Origin of the sequence: Microbacterium sp. NPDC077644 (assembly GCF_040702785.1) — a bacterium.
Classification (GTDB): domain Bacteria; phylum Actinomycetota; class Actinomycetes; order Actinomycetales; family Microbacteriaceae; genus Microbacterium.
In genome coordinates this window covers 649,298-664,785 of sequence record NZ_JBFBME010000001.1, presented here as the reverse complement: position 1 = coordinate 664,785, position 15,488 = coordinate 649,298, and the positions used below count along the sequence as shown (strand labels likewise).

17 protein-coding genes and 1 tRNA gene are annotated in these 15,488 nt (G+C 68.9%); 11 read left to right on the top strand and 7 right to left on the bottom strand.

All coding sequences use genetic code 11. The annotated features are described in order from the left end of the window. Window positions 1–7: 7 nt before the first annotated feature. Window positions 8–1,672, bottom strand: a complete 1,665-nt coding sequence (argS, locus tag AB0269_RS03160) for an arginine--tRNA ligase (protein WP_366209746.1) — start codon at window positions 1,670–1,672, stop codon at window positions 8–10. 59 nt (window positions 1,673–1,731) lie between these two features. Here argS and AB0269_RS03155 point away from each other — a divergent pair, with 59 nt between their 5' ends. After that, window positions 1,732–2,532: an SGNH/GDSL hydrolase family protein gene (locus tag AB0269_RS03155; protein WP_366209744.1), complete on the top strand. Its 801-nt coding sequence runs from the start codon at window positions 1,732–1,734 to the stop codon at window positions 2,530–2,532. Between the two features lie 16 nt (window positions 2,533–2,548). Beyond that, window positions 2,549–2,621: transfer RNA gene (locus tag AB0269_RS03150), tRNA-Arg, on the top strand. Window positions 2,622–2,659: 38 nt separating this feature from the next. Here AB0269_RS03150 and AB0269_RS03145 read toward each other — a convergent pair. Beyond that, window positions 2,660–3,520 (bottom strand): transposase, encoded by an 861-nt coding sequence (locus tag AB0269_RS03145; protein ID WP_366209743.1) that lies wholly within the window; start codon window positions 3,518–3,520, stop codon window positions 2,660–2,662. Window positions 3,521–3,565: 45 nt separating this feature from the next. Between AB0269_RS03145 and AB0269_RS03140 the strand changes: the two genes are divergently transcribed. The 3 genes from AB0269_RS03140 (at window position 3,566) to AB0269_RS03130 (ending at window position 6,397) form a co-directional block, all read left to right on the top strand. Next, window positions 3,566–4,255 (top strand): nucleotidyltransferase domain-containing protein, encoded by a 690-nt coding sequence (locus AB0269_RS03140; RefSeq protein ID WP_366209742.1) that lies wholly within the window; start codon window positions 3,566–3,568, stop codon window positions 4,253–4,255. Between the two features lie 95 nt (window positions 4,256–4,350). Continuing rightward, the gene (thrC, locus tag AB0269_RS03135) at window positions 4,351–5,772 is read left to right on the top strand and encodes a threonine synthase (RefSeq protein WP_366209740.1); all 1,422 of its coding nucleotides are present in this window, start codon (window positions 4,351–4,353) and stop codon (window positions 5,770–5,772) included. A gap of 7 nt (window positions 5,773–5,779) precedes the next feature. Beyond that, window positions 5,780–6,397, top strand: coding sequence for a GyrI-like domain-containing protein (locus AB0269_RS03130; protein WP_366209739.1), 618 nt, complete (start codon window positions 5,780–5,782; stop codon window positions 6,395–6,397). On the opposite strand, the gene AB0269_RS03125 is transcribed toward AB0269_RS03130, so the two are convergent. Beyond that, window positions 6,390–6,782 carry a DUF1304 domain-containing protein gene (locus AB0269_RS03125; RefSeq protein ID WP_366209737.1) on the bottom strand — a complete coding sequence of 131 codons (393 nt, stop codon included), beginning with the start codon at window positions 6,780–6,782 and terminating at the stop codon, window positions 6,390–6,392. The two genes, AB0269_RS03130 and AB0269_RS03125, sit on opposite strands and share 8 nt — an antisense overlap. An 81-nt stretch (window positions 6,783–6,863) precedes the next feature. Here AB0269_RS03125 and AB0269_RS03120 point away from each other — a divergent pair, with 81 nt between their 5' ends. Both AB0269_RS03120 and AB0269_RS03115 read left to right on the top strand, forming a co-directional pair. After that, the gene (locus tag AB0269_RS03120; RefSeq protein WP_366209735.1) at window positions 6,864–7,286 is read left to right on the top strand and encodes a MarR family transcriptional regulator; all 423 of its coding nucleotides are present in this window, start codon (window positions 6,864–6,866) and stop codon (window positions 7,284–7,286) included. Between the two features lie 43 nt (window positions 7,287–7,329). Next, window positions 7,330–8,307 (top strand): zinc-binding dehydrogenase, encoded by a 978-nt coding sequence (locus AB0269_RS03115; RefSeq protein WP_366209733.1) that lies wholly within the window; start codon window positions 7,330–7,332, stop codon window positions 8,305–8,307. A gap of 4 nt (window positions 8,308–8,311) precedes the next feature. Here AB0269_RS03115 and AB0269_RS03110 read toward each other — a convergent pair whose 3' ends face one another. Genes AB0269_RS03110 through AB0269_RS03100 form a run of 3 tightly spaced genes read right to left on the bottom strand, consistent with a single transcriptional unit; the run spans window position 8,312 to window position 10,737 of the window. After that, a complete protein-coding gene (locus AB0269_RS03110; protein WP_366209731.1) occupies window positions 8,312–9,115 on the bottom strand; it encodes a CPBP family intramembrane glutamic endopeptidase in 804 nt (267 codons plus the stop codon). After that, a complete protein-coding gene (trmB, locus tag AB0269_RS03105) occupies window positions 9,112–9,837 on the bottom strand; it encodes a tRNA (guanosine(46)-N7)-methyltransferase TrmB (RefSeq protein WP_366209728.1) in 726 nt (241 codons plus the stop codon). The genes AB0269_RS03110 and trmB overlap by 4 nt, the downstream gene beginning before the upstream one ends. A 57-nt stretch (window positions 9,838–9,894) precedes the next feature. Then, complete coding sequence (locus tag AB0269_RS03100; RefSeq protein WP_366209726.1) at window positions 9,895–10,737, bottom strand: DUF3097 domain-containing protein; 843 nt, start codon at window positions 10,735–10,737, stop codon at window positions 9,895–9,897. 133 nt (window positions 10,738–10,870) lie between these two features. On the opposite strand from AB0269_RS03100, the gene AB0269_RS03095 reads away from it, so the two are divergent. The 4 genes from AB0269_RS03095 to AB0269_RS03080 all read left to right on the top strand — a co-directional run bounded on the left by AB0269_RS03095 (window position 10,871) and on the right by AB0269_RS03080 (window position 15,047). Further along, complete coding sequence (locus tag AB0269_RS03095) at window positions 10,871–12,907, top strand: TPM domain-containing protein (RefSeq protein ID WP_366209724.1); 2,037 nt, start codon at window positions 10,871–10,873, stop codon at window positions 12,905–12,907. A gap of 67 nt (window positions 12,908–12,974) precedes the next feature. After that, entirely contained in the window at window positions 12,975–13,709 is a 735-nt protein-coding gene (locus AB0269_RS03090) for a PspA/IM30 family protein (RefSeq protein ID WP_366209722.1), read from the top strand. A 34-nt stretch (window positions 13,710–13,743) separates the two neighbouring features. Further along, entirely contained in the window at window positions 13,744–14,541 is a 798-nt protein-coding gene (locus AB0269_RS03085) for an arginase family protein (RefSeq protein WP_366209720.1), read from the top strand. Then, entirely contained in the window at window positions 14,538–15,047 is a 510-nt protein-coding gene (locus AB0269_RS03080) for a Fe-S oxidoreductase (protein ID WP_366209719.1), read from the top strand. Before AB0269_RS03085 ends, AB0269_RS03080 begins: the two co-directional genes overlap by 4 nt. Here the strand turns inward: AB0269_RS03080 and AB0269_RS03075 are convergent. Next, the gene (locus AB0269_RS03075; RefSeq protein ID WP_366209717.1) at window positions 15,004–15,474 is read right to left on the bottom strand and encodes an SIP domain-containing protein; all 471 of its coding nucleotides are present in this window, start codon (window positions 15,472–15,474) and stop codon (window positions 15,004–15,006) included. The genes AB0269_RS03080 and AB0269_RS03075 overlap by 44 nt on opposite strands. Between the last annotated feature and the right edge of the window lie 14 nt (window positions 15,475–15,488).

Sequence of the window (15,488 nt, the reverse complement as noted above, 5' to 3'; positions counted from 1 at the left end):
CGGATGACTACATGCGCTCCGGCGCCGAGACGCCGAGCAGGTCGAGGCCGTTGCGAAGCACCTGGCCGGTGGCATCGTTCAGCCACAGGCGCGTGCGGTGCACGCTCTCGATCGGGTCATCGCCGAGCGGGGTGATGCGGCAGTTGTCGTACCAGCGGTGGTAAAGGCCTGCGAGCTCCTCGAGGTAGCGCGCGACACGGTGCGGTTCGCGCACCTCGGCCGCGAAGGCGACGATGCGCGGGAACTCCTGCAGCGCGCCGAGGAGCGCCGACTCGGTCTCGTGCGACAGCGTCTCGGGGGCGAACTCGCTGCGCTCGACGCCGGAGTCGGCTGCGTTGCGGCTGGCGTTGTGTGTGCGCGCGTGGGCGTACTGCACGTAGAAGACCGGGTTGTCGTTCGTGCGCTTCTGCAGCAGCTCGGGGTCGAGGTCGAGCGGCGAGTCGGCGGGCGAGCGCTCGAGCGCGTAGCGCAGGGCGTCCGTGCCGATCCATGCGCGCAGATCGTCCATCTCGATGATGTTGCCCGCACGCTTGCTCAGGCGCGCGCCGCGCACGGAGACGAGCTGCCCGATGAGCACCTGGATGTTCTTCTCCGGGTCCTCACCGGCGGCGCCCGCGACGGCCTTGAGCCGGTGCACGTAACCGTGGTGGTCGGCACCGAGCAGGTAGATCTTGTTCTCGAAGCCGCGGTCGCCCTTGTTCAGGTAGTACGCGGCGTCGGCGGCGAAGTAGGTGTACTCGCCGTTCGAGCGGCGGATGACCCGGTCCTTGTCGTCGCCGAAATCGGTGGTGCGCACCCAGACGGCGCCGTCCTCGTCGAAGACGTGGCCCTGCTCGCGCAGCCGGTCGACAGCCCGGTCGACGAGGCTGACTCCGTCGACGCCCTTGGCGTGCAGCGTGCGCTCGGAGAACCATACGTCGAAGGGCACGTTGAACTGCCCCAGCGAATCCTTGATCTCGGCGAGCTGGTACTCGTAGGCGAGGTCCTCTGCGACGCTCAGCTGCTCGGCGTCCCGTAGCTCGAGTACGTCGGGCCTGGCCTCGAGGACACGCGCGGCGAGGGCGGCGATGTACTCCCCCGGGTAGCCGCCCTCGGGCGTCGGTTCGCCCTTCGCAGCCGCGAGGACGGATGCCGCGAACCGCTGCATCTGGGCACCGGCGTCGTTGATGTAGTACTCGCGCACAGCGTTCGCACCACTGGCGAGCAGGAGGCGGACGATCGAGTCGCCGAGCGCGGCCCAGCGCGTGTGACCGATGTGCAGGGGCCCGGTCGGGTTGGCCGAGACGAACTCGACGTTGACGCTGACACCGGCCTGGGAGTCGTTGCGTCCATAGGAGTCGCCCGCCTCGACGATCGTCTTCGCGAGCACGCCTGCCGCTGCGGCATCCAGGCGGATGTTGATGAACCCCGGTCCTGCCACCTCTGCGCTGGCCACGCCGTCGATGCCGGCGAGTCCGTCGGCGATCTGCTGCGCGAGGTCGCGCGGGTTGGTTCCGAGCCGCTTCGCGAGGCGCATCGCGAGGTTCGACGCCCAGTCGCCGTGGTCGCGGTTGCGGGGGCGCTCCAGCGGCACGTCCGAGACCTCGAGATCGAGGGTCTCGTCCGGTCGCAGTGACGCCGCGATCGGCGTGACGACGGAGAGGATGGCTTCGGCGAGGGTGTCGGGATTCATATCCCGTCAATTCTAGGGCTGGAGTTGGTGTTCACCTTCCGTTCGCTTACCCTCATGCCATGGCTTCTGGGAGGGTGCGGCGCGCGGGGCGCGCTGCAGCATTGATCGTGATCGTCGCAGCGGTCGCCTGCGGCGTGCTGCTCGGCGTGTGGCGACCGTGGGTGCCCGCTGTCGGAGACTCTCCGGTGCTGGCCTCTGAGGAGTCCGCGGCGATCGCTCCGACCCCGCTCGTCCTGCCGGAGCATCCGCGGGTTCTCGTCTTCGGGGACTCGTGGACGTACGGGTCGGCTGCGTCCAGGCCGACGCTGGGATACGCCTACGTGCTCGCGGATCTGATCGACGGCGAGACCATCGTCGACGGCGTGCGCGGCAGCGGGTATCTGAAGCCGGGCATCGACGGCCCCGACTTCGGCGACCGGATCGCCGCCCTGGACCCCGAGCTGGATCCGGACCTCGTCATCATCCAGGGGTCGATCAACGACCACAAGCTGGGCTCGGTCGGCTATCGGGACGCTGTGACGTCCGCGTGGGATGCCCTCGCCGCGACGTATCCCGACACGCCGATCGTCGTCCTCGGTCCCGCTCCGCACGTGCTGCCCGTCGGTGCGGGAACGATCCGGATCGACCAGGATCTCGAGGCGCTCGCGGCTGCTCGCGGCTGGTGGTACATCTCGCCCGTCCAGGACGAATGGATCACGGAGCAGAACTACCTCGACGTGATCGACGTCGAGGTAGGCAAGCGGCATCCGTCCACCGCGGGGCACCGCTACCTCGCCGAGAAGGTCGCTGCGGCATTCGCCGATATCGAAGCGGCACCGGTGACCGAGGCCGGCGGTGCGGAGAGCACCCCTGGTCAGTGATATCGTCGTTCGGTACGCCTCCGTAGCTCAGTGGATAGAGCGCCGGTTTCCGGTACCGTAGGTCGCAGGTTCGACTCCTGTCGGGGGCACGTGCAGAAGGCCGCTCAATGAGCGGCCTTCGTCGTCTCTAGAGTCGATCGACTGCTTTCTGCGCGGCCGACACGCCCTGCTGCGCCGCACGCACACCCTCGCGGACATCGCCGAGGAGCACCTCGAGATCGCCGCTCTCCTTCTTCTGCTTGTCGAACTCCTGCCGCGTGCGCTCGATCTCCGTGTCGAGTTCGTCCAGCCGCTCACTCAACCGCGCTGATCTCTCGGCGCCCACCTCCGCCTTCCGCTCCAGCGCGTCCCGGTCCTGCTCCGCCTTCCTCAGCGCGCGCTCCGCCGTGCGCAGCTCATCCTCGGCGGCCTTGCGCGCGCGGCGGGCAGCGAGCTCGTCCGGTCGGCTCCGGGCCGGTGCGGCTGAAGCGGCATCCAGATCACCGGCCACCGCATCCGAAACCTCGGCAGTGTCATCGCTCGCGGCGTCCAGAGGCCGGATCAATCGTCCTGATGCCACGGCGAGCGCCGCTTCGGCATGGAACATCGCGGCGTTCAGCGTCCTCTCGACGGCATCCGTCGTCGCCTGCGTGATCTTCTCCCCTCGGGCGCTCGCGAGTTCGCTCGCCTGCTGCGCGAGAGCGCGGACGAGCTCACGGCGCTGCCGGCCCAGCGCCGTGAGTGCGCGTGCATCCAGATCGTCCTGCACCTCGCGCAGTTCGGCGGCGAGTTCGAGTGCGCCGCCCAGCGCCTGCGTCTGCTCGCGCGCGAACAGGTTCACGACCCACGCGGCGAGCAGCGGCTTGCGAAGAGCGCCGACCTTCTTCGCGAGGGCGGCATCCGTCAGTTGCTTCGCTCGTGAGTCGCGCGCGGCGGTGAACTCCGCGGGCGGCAACGCGTACAGTTCGGCTGCGATCTCCTCGAGCGTGCCATCCGGCTTGGCTGCCATCGCCCCATTGTGCCCGAGCCGGTGACGCCTGCCTAGAATCGCCGGATGGACTACCTCGCCATCACCGAGCGGTTCGTCGCCGAGCGTTTCCCGAAGGCATCCGTCGCGGTCATCGGCGGCAGCACCTCCCGCGGCGAGCGCACCCGGACGAGCGACATCGATCTCCTCGTCATCGGCGATGATCTGCTGCCCGAGGGCGAGACCGGTGCCGCCCTCACCGAGGAATTCGACGGTGAGATCTTCGAGGTGTTCGCCTACACGCCGCAGGGGTTCGACGAGTGGGCGCAGCGCGACGTCGCCCAGCACCGTCCGGTCATCGTCCACATGCTCGTCGAGGGCACCCCGGTTCGCGGGGGCGGCGAACTCGCGACGCTGCGAGACGCCTGGTCCGAGCGACTCGATCGCGGCCCGTCCGTGGACACCCATGAACTGGACTTCCGTCGCTACGTCATCACCGACATCCTCGACGATCTGCGCGACGCGACGGATCCGCTCGAGCGCCGAGTGATCGCCGCGACCCTGTTCGAGCGCACGGCGGAGCTCATGCTCCTCACCGCGGGACGCTGGATCGGAACCGGAAAGTACCTGCCCCGGCGGCTCCGTGAGTTGCCTGCTGCGCGCGTCGACGCGCTGGTCGGGCCGTATCTGAGCGGGAACGTCGAGGACCTGGCTGATGCCGTCGAGCAGGAGCTGGCCGCCGCAGGCGGCAGGCTTCAGGCCGGCTTCGTCCGCTGACGCACGGAACGGATGCGGCGTAACACGTCCGTCCGGCGGCATACGATGGAGCACAGGTCCCGGCATCCATCTTCAGCGCGAGCGAGGTTCACGACGTGCAGTACATCTCCACCCGCGGCGGCACGCTCGGACAGTACAGCGACGTCCTCCTCGAGGGACTCGCACCGAACGGCGGCCTCGCCGTTCCCGAGACGCTTCCCCGTCTGTCGGCGGACGACCTCGAGCGTCTGCGCGTGCTCACCTACCCTCAGCTCGCGACCGAGATCATCGGCCTGTTCGCGACCGACATCCCCCGCGTCGATCTCGCCCGGCTCACCGAGGGCGCCTACGGCGACGGCAAGTTCGCAGCTGAAGAGATCGTCCCCCTGACCTCCGTCGACGGCATGACCATCGTGGGCCTGTCCGAGGGTCCGACCCTCGCGTTCAAGGACATGGCGATGCAGTTCCTCGGCGAAGCGCTCGAGTACGTGCTCGAGAAGAACGACCGAGTGCTGAACGTCGTCGGTGCGACCTCGGGCGACACCGGCTCGGCCGCCGAGCACGCCCTGCGCGGCCTCGACCGCGTCTCGGTCTTCATGCTCTCCCCGCAGGGACGGATGAGCGCCTTCCAACGCGCCCAGATGTACTCGCTGCAGGATGCCAACGTCCACAACATCGCCGTCGAGGGCGTGTTCGACGACTGCCAGAATCTCGTCAAGCGCCTGAACACCGACCTGGACTTCAAGCGCGCGCACAGCCTCGGGGCCGTGAACTCGATCAACTTCGGCCGCATCTCGGCGCAGATCGTCTACTACGTCTGGGCCTGGCTGCGCACGACGGACGCCGTCGCCGAACCCGAGCGCGCGTCCTTCCGCGTCTCGTTCGCCGTGCCGTCCGGCAACTTCGGCAACATCCTCTCGGGCCACTACGCCCGCACCATGGGCGTCCCGATCGACGCGCTCGTGCTCGCGACGAACGAGAACAACGTGCTCGACGAGTTCTTCCGCACCGGTCACTACCGCCCGCGCGGCGCTGCCGACACGCTCGCCACGTCGAGCCCGTCGATGGACGTCTCGCGCGCCTCGAACCTCGAGCGGTTCGTATTCGACCTGCTGGGCCGCGACCCGGAGCGCACCGCCGCCGCCTGGCACGAGCTCGAGGAGCGGGACGAGATCGATCTGTCCGCCGAGCTCGGCCGATTCCAGAGCGAATTCGGCATCGTCAGCGGCACGAGCACGCACGCCGACCGTCTGGCCACGATCCGCGACGTCCACGATCGATCGGGCGTCACGATCGACCCGCACACCGCCGACGGCGTGAAGGTCGCTCGCGAGCACCTCGAGGACGGCATCCCGATGCTCGTCCTCGAGACGGCCAAGCCCGCGAAGTTCGCCGATCTCATCGAGCAGGCGATCGGCGAGAGCCCCGAACCGGATGCCGCCACTCGCGCTCTCCTCGACGCACCGCAGCGCGTGACCGAGATGCCGGATGACGAGCAGCAGCTGCGGGACTACATCTCCGCGAACGCACTGGGCTGAGCGAACCGTGTCCGCCAAGGTCGACTTCAAGAAGGAGATCGAGGCGTACCGGGCCCGCAGAGGCCGCTTCGACCTCGTCGAGGTGCCGCCTCTGCAGTACCTGATGGTCGACGGGCACGGCGACCCGAACACGTCCGCCGAGTTCACCGCGGCGGTCGAGGCGCTCTACCAGATCGCCTACGGCCTGAAGTTCACCAGCAAGCGCGATCTCGGCCGCGACTACACGGTCATGCCGTTGGAAGGACTCTGGCGGGCGGACGACCAGGCGTCGTTCACATCCTCACGCGACAAGTCGGCATGGCACTGGACGCTGATGATCATGCAGCCCGAGTGGATCGACCACGAGATGTTCACGGATGCCGTCGAGAAGGCATCCACGAAGAACCCGGATGTCGGCGGGGTCCGGCTCGAGACGCTCGACGAAAGGCTCTGCGCACAGACGCTGCACGTCGGCAGTTACGACGACGAGGCCCCGGTGCTTGCGAGGATGCACGACGAGTTCATCCCCGCGCACGGCCTGCAACTGACCGGCACGCACCACGAGATCTACTTCAGCGACCCCAGACGCGGCGACCCGGAAAAGCGCCGGACCCTCCTGCGTCAGCCTGTGCGACCGATCAGCTGATCGCGACGGCTACGGCGAGCGCGATCACCGCCAGCAGCGGCAGCCCGCCCTGCAGCAGCGCCGAGCGCGCCATCTTCGGGTTCGACAGCACGAGGACGAGCGCAGCGGCGAGCATCATCCCCACACCCGTGAAGATCAGGGTGAGCCCGACGGTCGCCTGCCCCGACAGCATGAGGACGATTCCCAGCAGCGCTGCGATCGCGAGGAACAGGTTGTAGAAGCCCTGATTGAACGCGAGCGGCTTGGTGACCTCGGCATCCGCTTCGCTGGCGACGCCGAAGACCTTCCTCGTCGCAGGCTCGGTCCACCGCACCGACTCGAGCACGAAGATGAACACGTGGAAGGCAGCCGCGAGGGCGGCGAGCAGAAGACCGACGATGAGCATGGCTCGATTCTGACAGGACGCTCAGCGCATTCTCAAATCAATTGTGCACAATCTAACTGCGAGCAATGGAAAGGAGATCGTATGAGCATCACCGAGGACATGATCTGCTTCTCGCTGTACTCGGCAGCACGCGCCACCGCACAGGCGTATCGCAGGCTGCTCGCTCCATGGTCCATGACCTACCCGCAATACCTCGTCCTCGCCGTCCTCTGGACAGAGGGTGATCAGACAATCGGGTCGCTCGGCGAGGCCATGCAGCTCGACTCGGGGACGCTGTCGCCTCTCGTGCGCCGCCTCGAGCGCGACGGCCTCGTCACGAGGACCAGGGACGCCGACGACGAGCGCGTCGTGCGTGTGCGGCTCACGGATGCCGGTACGGCACTGCGAGCCGAGCTCGCGCCCATCCACAAGAAGGTCGCCGAGATCGCCGGAGTCGGCGATCGCCAGCACCGGGAACTCATCGCAGAGCTGCGGGAGATCACCGCCCGCCTGCACGAGTCCTGACACCCACCGACCACGACCTGCACGACCGACAAGGAGAACCACTGTGCGCGCACTCATCCACCAGGAATTCGGCCCGGCTGAAGACGTCCTGACCCTCGAGGATCGCCCCCTGCCCGAGCCCGGCCCGGGGCAGGTGCGCCTGCGCATCGCGCTCTCCCCCATCCACAACCACGACCTGTGGACGATCCGCGGCACTTACGGCTTCAAGCCGGCCCTCCCAGCAGCATCCGGCACGGAGGCCCTCGGCATCGTCGACGCGCTCGGCGAGGGCGTCGAGCATCTTGCGGTCGGGCAGCGCGTCGCCTCGGGCGGCACCTTCGGCGTGTGGGCCGAGTACGCGCTCACGAACGCGGCGGGCCTCATCCCCGTCCCCGAGGCCCTCGCCGACGAGCAGGCGGCTCAACTCATCTCGATGCCGTTCAGCGCCATCAGCCTGCTGCAGTTCCTCGACGTCGCCGAAGGCGACTGGATCGTCCAGAACGCCGCCAACGGCGCCGTCGGCCGCATGCTCGCGCAGCTCGCTGCCGCGCGCGGAATCAACGTCCTCGGCCTCGTCCGCCGCAGGGACGGCATCGATGAGCTCCGCGCGCAGGGAATCGAGCACGTCGTGTCCACGGAGGACGACGACTGGCGCACGCAGGCGACCGCGATCACCGGCGGCGCACCGATCATCGCCGGCGTCGACTCGGTCGGCGGCGACTCCAGCGGCGACGTGCTCTCGTTGCTGGCAGAGAACGGCACGCTCGTCGCCTTCGGCGCGATGAACTCGCCCATCATGAACATCAGCTCGGGCGACGTGATCTTCAAGCAGGCGACGGTCAAGGGATTCTGGGGCAGCAAGGTCAGCCAGACGATGGATGCCGCGACCCGTCGCGCCCTGTTCGGTGAGCTGATCGCACGCGTGAGCGAGGGATCGCTCACGCTCCCCGTCGCCGGGGTCTTCGACGCCTCCGATGTCGCCGACGCCGTGCGCGCGAGCAATGCTCCCGGTCGCATCGGCAAGGTGCTTCTGAAGTTCTGAGGGCTCAGACGAGGAAGACGGGCAGCAGTCCCGGATTGTGAGCGTGCACCAGCACGGCGAACACCACCGCATCGAACAGCAGGTGCACGGTCACGACGTACGCCAGCGAATGCGTCCGGAGGAATATGTACCCCTGCAGCAGCGCGAACGGGATCGTCAGCAGCGGTCCCCACTCGCGGTAGCCGAGCTCCCACAGGAACGACACGAATACGATCGCCTGCAGCACGTTCGCGAGCGCATCGGGGAAGTGTCGGCGCAGCAGGGCGAACACGGTGCAGATGAAGAACAGCTCGTCCCAGATCCCGACCGCTCCGACGCCGACGAACAGTCGGGCGATGAGGTCCGGCGTGTCGACGACCGGCCAGTTCTGGTAGACGCCGCTGGTGATGAAGTAGAACGGCAGGATCAGCCAGCCGAGCACGAGCACGGCGACCAGCCACGTCCACTGCAGCCTGCCCCACCGTCTGCCGGCGCGCCACGGGAAGCGGATCGCCCTGTCGCGGAACACGAACCGCGAGACAAGATACGGAACGACCACCGCCCCGCCGAGCGCGAGCGTGAAGCGCAGCATCGCGAGGTTGTCGAGTTCGGCCGCCAGCGGGATGACGCTGACGATCAGCATCCCGATCGCGATGAGCCCGAGGTCGCGAGTGAGGGAGGGAGCAGCGGCGGTGACCGCGCGTCGCTCGATCGCCCAGGCGAGGACGACGCCGGTCGCGAGCAGCACCCAGCCCAGCCACGGCGTCTCGAGCACGAAGAACGCGGGCGCCGCGAGGCAGACGAGCAGCGCCGCGGCGAGACGACTCACGCCCGGGGCTTCCGCCGATACACGAGGTCGCGGATCTCGCGCCCCTTGGCGATGCCCTTGCGCTCGAACGCCGTCATCACCCGGCCATCGAAGCGCTCGGCCCACTCCCCCTCGAAGGCGCGCTCGAACAGCGGCTCAGCGTCGAGGACCTCGACCATCTGCAGCGCATAGTCCTCCCAGTCGGTCGCCAGGCGGAGCAGGCCCCCGTCCGCGAGCGCACGCGCGGCCGCATCCCCGAATCCGGGGCGGATCAGCCTGCGCTTGGTGTGCCGCTTCTTGTGCCACGGGTCGGAGAAGAAGATCCAGACCTCGGACGCCGCCCCCTCGGGCAGGTAGGTGGAGAGCACCTCCGGCGCGTTGGCCTCGACGAGCCGCAGGTTGCGCACACCGGCCTTCTCGGCATCGAGCATGGTGCGCGCGAGACCCGCACGGAACACCTCGACGGCGAGGAAGTCGTCATCGGATCTGGAGGATGCCGCCGACACGATCGCATGCCCCTGCCCGGAGCCGATCTCGACGATGAGCGGAGCGTCGCGGCCGTACTCGGCGACCGGATCCATGCGCGCCTCGGGATGCACGCTCGTCCAGGCGACGTCCCGCGGAACCTCGAGCAGGTACTCGGGCGCGAGCTCCGCGAACGCGCGCTCCTGGGCCTCCGACATCCGTCCGCTCCGGCGCACGAAGGAGACCGGTTCATCGCGGAAGGTACGGGGTTCTGGCATGCATCAATCGTACGTGCCGCAGGCTCCGCCCCTTCGACCGGTTGGCCGCTCGAAGCGTCAGCGAGCAGAAGGCTCCGTCACGAAGTCGATGAGCTCCTCGACGCGGCCGAGCAGCGCGGGTTCCAGGTCGCGGTAGGTGTGCACCTTGCCGAGAATGTGCTGCCAGGCCCGCCCGGTGTCCCCCTGTGACTCGTACGGCCAGCCGAACGCCTTGCAGATGCCGGTCTTCCAGTCGGTTCCGCGCGGGATCTCCGGCCACCGGGCGATCCCGAGGACCTGCGGCTTGACGCACTGCCAGACATCGATGAACGGGTGCCCGACGATGCGCAGATGCGCGCCGTGCGGGCCGCGCATGATCGCATCCGCGATCCTCGTCTCCTTGGAACCCGCGACGAGGTGGTCGACGAGCACGCCGTAGCGGCGCTTCGCGCTGGGCGGTTCGGCGGCCAGCAGCTCGTCGAGCTTGTCGACACCTTCGAGGTACTCGACGACGACGCCCTCGACACGCAGGTCGGCGCCCCACACCTTCTCGACGAGCTCGGCGTCGTGCTTCCCCTCGACGAGGATGCGGCTGGGAAGCGCCACGCGTGCACGCTGGTCCGCGACGGCGAACGATCCGGATGCCGTGCGCCGGGGCGCCTGCTTCACCGCTGCGGGCGGGGTCAGCCGCACCGGCTCACCGTCGATCAGGAATCCGCCGCCGAGCGGGAACACGCGCTTGCGACCCTTGTAGTCCTCGAGTTCGACGTTGCCGCCCTGCACGCGCGTCACGGCCCCGCAGTAGCCGTCGCCCGCGACCTCGACGACGAGATCGCGTTCGGCCGGAACGTCGGCGACCTTCTTCGCGCCCCGCTCCCGCCATCCGGCAGCGAGCACGTCCGAACCGTACCTGTCGTCCATGCCTTCAAGCGTATGCGTCGCCCGGGCGCTTCCCTGCGGCGACACAGACTGTTTGCCTAGAGTCGCTATCGTCTGTCGTCGGTAGTGAATAGACTCGGAGCGCTGGGGCCTGCGGCCCTGCGGAGGGAGTGCAATGCGGACTCGGTTTGCGGTCGTGCTGGGGCTGATCGTGGCGGTCCTCGCGTCCGGGTGGACGGCCTCCGCGGCGCTCGCCGTGCCACCGTCGACACTGGACTCCGGGTTCGTCACCGATGAAGCGGGTGTGCTGTCGTCCGGTGAGACGGAGGCCGTGAACACCCGGCTCTCGGAGCTCGCTCAGGACGAGGGCGGCGACCTGTTCGTCGTGTTCGTCGACTCCTTCACCGACCCGTCCGACAGCACGGCGTGGGCGGATGAGACCGCCGTGCAGAACAACCTCGACATCGACCAGTACCTCATCGCCGTCGCCGTCGACGACAGCCAGTACGCGATCTCCGCGGACTCCAAGGGTCCGCTCGACGACGGCGACATCGACCGGGTGCTCCAGGCCATGCAGAGCGGGCTGAGCCAGGGCGACTGGGACGGCGCGGTGATCGCCGCCGCCGATGCGTTCCCCGGCCAGTCCGGCGCGGCGGACGGCAGCGGGATCATCTGGATCGTGGTCCTTCTGATCGTCATCATCGCGGTGGTCCTCATCATCGTCCTGGCGGTGCGCTCGCGCCGCAGGAAGACCCAGCAGACGACGCAGGCACGGATCCCCGACCCGAACGATCCGTACGCGTCCGCGAGCGACGCGGAGCTGGAGACCCAGGCCGGCAGCGCCCTGGTGCACGCCGACGACGCGATCACGTCCAGCCGTCAGGAGCTCGGATTCGCGGTCGCGCAGTACGGCGATGACTCGACTCAGCAGTTCACGCAGGTGATCGAGGCTGCGCAGGCCAAGGTCGCGGAGGCGTTCTCCCTGAAGCAGAAGATCGACGACGAGGTTCCCGACGCTCCGGAGCAGCGTCGCGCCTGGCACATCCGGATCATCCAGCTCTGCGACGAGGCGGACGACCTGCTCAACGCCAACATCGAGGCGTTCGAAGAGCTGCGCAAGCTCGAGGCCGAGGCCCCTCAGGCCCTCGAACGCATCAAGGCCCGGCGCGCGACGGCGCAGCAGACGCTCGGCACGGCCGCTCCTGCCCTCACCGCTCTCGCGCAGACGTACGACGCCACGGCGCTTGCGCCCGTCGCCGAGAATCCTGCGCAGGCGCAGCAGCGGCTCGCCCTCGCGGACGCCGAGCTCGCCGAGGCGGAGACAGCGATCGCCGCGGGGCGCAACGGCGAAGCCGCCTTCTCGATCCGCACGGCCGAAGAGGCCGTCGAGCAGAGCGAGAACCTCGTCGACGCCGTGACGTCGCTCGGCGCGAACCTCGCCGCCGTGGAAGAACAGGCGCGCGCCATGATCACCGATATCGAGGCCGATATCGCCGCTGCCGGCGCCATGCCCGATGCCGAGGGGCAGCTCGCTCCCATCGTCGCGCGCACGCGCTCGAACCTGGATGCCGCACGGACCGGCCTGGACGGCTCGCCCCGCAATCCCCAGCAGATCCTCGACATGCTGACGACCGCGAACACCGAGATCGACGGCGCTCTCGGACAAGCGCGTCAGACGAGCGAACAGGCGCAGCGCACGGCGCGCATGCTCGAGCAGCGCCTGACGCAGGCGCAGGCGCAGATCGCGACGGCGAACGACTTCATCACGACCCGGCGCGGAGCCATCGGCGCCACCGCGCGCACCCGTCTGGCGGAGGCGAACGCCGCCTACTCCGAAGCCGTTGCCGCCCAGAGCGCAGACCCTGCGCTCGCACTCGACCGCGCCTCCCGCGCGTACGACCTCGCCTCCGAGGCACTGTCATCGGCGCGCAGCGAGGTCGACACGTTCAACACCGGAGGTTGGGGCGGCGGTGGCGGGTGGACCACCAGCCCCCGGAGCGGTGGCAGCGACTTCGGCGAAGCCATCCTCGGCGGCATCCTCGGCGGCCTGTTCAGCGGCGGAGGCGGCGGAGGCGGGGGCGGCGGATGGAGCTCCGGCGGCGGATGGCGCTCCAGCGGCAGTTCCCGCAGCAGCCGCCCGTCCAGCTTCGGCGGGGGCTCCTCACGCAGCAGCTCCCGCAGCGGTGGCCGCTCCAGGGGAGGTCGTTTCTAGCATCCGCTCATTCTTCGCACGCTCATCACGAACTCGCACGACTCCGTTCCAATCGAAAGGAAACACCATGGCCAAGCAGTCCATCTTCAGTCGCATCTCGACCCTGATGAAGGCGAACATCAACGCCCTCATCGATCAGGCCGAAGACCCGCAGAAGATGATCGATCAGCTCGTCCGCGACTACACCAACAACGTCGCCGACGCGGAGGCCGCGATCGCCGAGACTATCGGCAATCTGCGCCTGCTCGAGCGCGACCACGAAGAGGACGTCCAGGCCGCGAAGGACTGGGGCAACAAGGCCCTGGCCGCCAGCCGCAAGGCCGACGAGCTTCGCACTGCGGGCAACACCGCCGACGCCGACAAGTTCGACAACCTCGCCAAGATCGCCCTCCAGCGTCAGATCGGCGAGGAGCGCGAGGCAGCCGCCGCAGAGCCCACGATCGCTTCCCAGACCGAGGTCGTCGACAAGCTCAAGAGCGGCCTGAACGGCATGAAGGAGAAGCTCGGCGAGCTCAAGGCGAAGCGCAGCGAGCTTCTGGCCCGCGCCAAGGTCGCCGAGGCTCAGACGAAGGTCCAGGATGCCGTCTCGTCGATCAACGTGCTCGACCCGACGAGCGAGCTCGGCCGCTTCGAGGACAAGGTCCGCCGCCAGGAGGCGCTCGCCCAGGGCAAGGTGGAGCTCGCGGCATCCAGCCTCGACGCGCAGTTCGAGAGCCTCGACGACCTCGGCGAGCTGACCGAGGTCGAGGCCCGGCTGGCCGAGCTGAAGACCGGTCGCCCGCAGGCGCAGCTCGAAGGCTGAGTCCCCGATCGATGCGCGTGGGAGGTGAACCCTGATGGCAAGATTCCTCGTCGTCCCGCAGTGGCAGGGTTCGCCCTCCGCGCGCGCGATGTTGCTCGTCGACGGCGCCTCGGCGATCGCCGGCGACCTGCCGCGCGCAGCCACGACGGTGCTCGACATCCCGCTTGAGGCAGGTGAATCGCTCGGCACCGGAGTCCATCGGCTGAGCTCGCTGCAGCGCATCCGCTCGATGGTCGCCGAGGCCATGGCACCGGACACGATCGTCATCGGCGGCGACTGCAGCGTCACGGTCTCCGCGCTCGACGCCGTCGACCGTGATTCCCTCGGGCTCGTCTGGTTCGACGCGCACCCCGACCTGCACACGGATGAGACCTCGCCGTCCGGTGCGTTCTCCGGCATGGCTCTGCGCGCGATCCTCGGCGACGGCGAACCGCAACTCGCCCTCTCGCCGGGTCTGCCAGCCGAACGCGTGGTCGTCGTCGGCGCACGCGTTCTGGACGACGCCGAGGAGGACCCGCTCGCGCGGCTGACGAGCCTCGGGATCGACGACCTCGACGACGAGAGCGCGCTCGCGACCGCGGTCGCCGGCACCGGCGCCTCCGCCGTGTGGGTGCACATCGACGTCGACGTCCTCGACCCCTCCGAGATGGCCGGCGTCTCCACGGCGGCGCCGTTCGGTGCACGCGCCTCGGCGCTGGCATCCGCCATCAGAGCCCTTCGGGCTCGGGTGCCGCTCGCCGGTGCGACCATCGCCGGGTTCGCACCCCGTTCCCCCGTCGATGCCGTCGACGACCTCGGCGCGATCCTGCGACTCGTGGGTGCCGTGGCATGACACCGGGCTCATCGCCGCGGCCCGATTGGCGCGCGACCGCCGACGCCGCGCTCCGGCGGGGACGCCGGTTCGATCGCCGGATCCCGTCGTTCCTGCTGCGGTCGCCCATCAGTCGGATCGGCTATGTCTGGGGCACCGCCGTCGGCTGGATCTGGGGCTCTCTGTGGAGCACAGGACCCGTCGAGCGCCGAGAGGGCCTGTGGGTGTTCCGCGGCATGCCGAAGTGGACGTTCAACCGAGGTGGCGTCTGCGTGGGCGGCTGCTTCCTGACCGGCGACGCCGAGCCCAGCGACGCGATCCTGCGCCACGAGGCCGTGCACAAGGCGCAGTGGCTCCGTTACGGATTCCTGATGCCGATCCTGTATCTGTTCGCCGGGCGCGATCCGCTGCGCAATCGCTTCGAGATCGAGGCCGGCCTCGAGGACGGCAACTACGTGCGGCGATCGAGCCGAACGGCCGCGATCAGTTCGCGGACGGCAGCAGCCCGAACCGCTCCGGAGCGCTGATCATCTCGGCCGGGACGTCGAGACTCCCGGTCAGGTGCTCGACGATGTCGGCGGTGCCGAGATAGCCGCCCAGGAGCGTGACGTGGGTCGGCAGCTCGCTGTCGCACAGCATCTCGTCCGCCCAGGCGCAGGTCGCGCGGGCCAGGGCCGTTCCCGGCGTGCAGGAGCGTCCGGAACCGGGAGCACCGGAGCGCGATGAACGCGCCAGCCACGTCACGGTCATGCGTGCGGGCGCATCGATCAGGCCGATGTCGGCCGCGTCGGCGACCTCGATGAACACACGGCCAGAAGCGCACAGCGGCAGCGTCGCGAGGAAGGTCTCGAGTTCGAGCAGCGAGTTCTCGTCCGCGGTCACCAGGTGGTGCGAGCGCAGACGGGCTGCTCGGCGCTGGGCGCGCCCGCTTCGCAGTTCGGTCGACATCGTCATGATCTCTTCATCGT